At 69.8% G+C, this 2,064-nt stretch carries 1 protein-coding gene and 1 pseudogene; both read right to left on the bottom strand.

Going from position 1 to position 2,064, the window contains the following annotated elements:
* A pseudogene (locus OS124_RS0111530) lies at window positions 1-471 on the bottom strand (hypothetical protein); the annotation flags it as partial.
* Window positions 472-553: 82 nt separating this feature from the next.
* The gene (locus tag OS124_RS0111525; RefSeq protein WP_085994651.1) at window positions 554-1,858 is read right to left on the bottom strand and encodes a surface lipoprotein assembly modifier; all 1,305 of its coding nucleotides are present in this window, start codon (window positions 1,856-1,858) and stop codon (window positions 554-556) included.
* Window positions 1,859-2,064: the final 206 nt, after the last annotated feature.

Raw genomic sequence — 2,064 nt, 5'->3', positions numbered from 1 at the left:
AGCCGGGCCGATCGGCGGGATCACGTTGCGCGAGATGGAATAGGGCTGGCCCGCATCCACGGACAGCGTGCCGGTCAGCGCCGCACTGTCGCCCGAGACGACATCCGTCGCGACGATGTTGGAGGCGGTGCCGGTGAACGGGTTGCCCGAGCCGCCGTCGCTCCAGGCCACATCCAGTTCGAGGTCACCGATGATCTCGGCGTTGGTGGGGTCGATGTCCGAACCGAACAGCTCGGCGCTGCCGCCGTTGACGCCAACCTTGAACTGGCCGGTGTAGGTGGCATTGATCGAGGCCGGCATGTCCGAAGTCAATATGCGCGAGGACACCTCGTCATAGGCGGTCTCGTAGTCGTCCGAAGCGCCGCCACCACCGCCGCCGCCGCCACCGCCGGAGCCCGATCCCAGGCAGCCGCCGAGGCTGGTCATCAGGCCGAGTGCCAGAACCGGCGCAATGCATGACTTGATATTCATATTGCAATTCCCTTGCTGAAAGAACGCCTTGGCTTACCCGGAGGAGGGGGCGTCCGTCCCTCCCCCGGTCGAAGGAGGCAGCTCAGAACCGGCGCGTCAGACCCAGCGTCAGGTCCTGGGCGTCGTAGCTGTAGTAGGGGATGCTCGACCGCTGCCGCTCGGCGGTCAGCTCGACATAGGGGGCGAAGCCGCGCCAGGAGACCTCGCTGTGGCGCAACCGCAGCGAGAGGGTCTGGCGACGGTCCTGCTGCACCACGCCAAACAGCCCATGCGGGCCGTCACGCCCGGACCGGCGCAGCCGCAGGTCGGCGTCCAGGATCAGCCCGCCCCGGAAGACCTGGCTGGCGCCCAGCCCCGCCTCCCAGCTGGTGGCGGCGACATCGGCGTTGACCGCGTCGACGCGCTCGTAGCGCAGCAGGGTGCGCAGGCCGAAGGTCGGCGAAAGGGCGTGATCGTAGCTGAGCATGGCGACGCTGCGCAGCCCGTCCGCCCCCGGGGCACCGGGATAGGTCAGGTCGCTCAGGGTCAGCCCCAGCCCGATACGCCCCCGCGCTCCGCTGCGCAGCATCAGGTTCACCCCGAAACCCGGCCCGCGCGAATAGAGATCGCCGCCGAGATCGCGGCGCTGGTAACTGAGCGTCGTACGCAACAGCGCATCCGGGCCCAGGCGATGCACCAGCCCCGCCTCGATGCTGCCGGTCACATCGTTGTCGTCGCGATCCGCGAACAGCCGCCCGTTCAGGTTCACTGCCACCTGTCCCTGAAGCCGCTGCGAGATCCGGTGCGCATAGGCCAGCCGTGCGCCGACCTCGAGCCCGGTCGCCGGCTGGGCCCGCGATTCCTGGCTGAGGACAGCGGTGCCGAAGCCGAGATCCAGCGTCTCTTCCTGGGTCTTGCGGCCGGGGTTGCTGGAAGGCACCAGCGCGATCCCGAAGTTGCCCGTCCAGGGGCTGGGGGTCTCCATCCGGGTGGCATTGCTGGCCGCATGGGCCCGCTGAGCGTCGCTGAGCTCTCCTCCACGGGCGAGGTCATAGTGATAGGCTGCGCGATCCTGCTGGCCCAGGCGGGCCAGGGTGTCGGCCAGCTCCAGCCGGAAGCGGGCGACGTCGGGGCGCCGGGCCACCAGGTCTTCCAGCACGATCAACGCCAGGTCGGGGCGCCCGCCTTCGCGATAGACCACGGCCAGAAGCCAGAGGCGACGTTCGGCCTCGGCGGCGGACTGCGGCTGCCAGGCCAGCAGCTGATCACGGGCCAGCTCCAGCTCTCCGGCCTGGACCAGCCCCTGTACCGCCTCGACGGGCGATCCCGAGGCGCGGGCCGGGGGCGCCGCCAGGACAGAGAGCCCGAACAACACCACCATCGCCATGCGGCGCAGTCTGGATACCATGCCGGGACGCAGGGGGGGGCCAGCCGGTCATCGCCCCACGCCCTGGATCGCCAGCGGATCCGGCCCCGCCCCGGCGCTGCGCGGCCATCGGGCGGTGTGGGGGTCGGGCGCTGCGATCTGCATGGTCACGTTCCGTATTTCCTGCGCGGCCAATCGGTGCCGCCAATCTTGAAACCGAAACAACAGCTAGCGGTTGGCCTCGGGGC

The organism is Oceanicola sp. S124 (assembly GCF_000220565.1).
In the GTDB taxonomy this organism is placed as follows: Bacteria; Pseudomonadota; Alphaproteobacteria; order Rhodobacterales; family Rhodobacteraceae; genus Pseudooceanicola.
Note: the sequence above shows the minus strand (reverse complement) of the source record. Positions and strands in the feature narration are given on the sequence as shown.

Excerpts from the sequence above, each read along its gene's own strand:
- OS124_RS0111525 (WP_085994651.1), bottom strand. The coding sequence starts at position 1,858 with ATGGTATCCAGACTGCGCCGCATGGCGATGGTGGTGTTGTTCGGGCTC.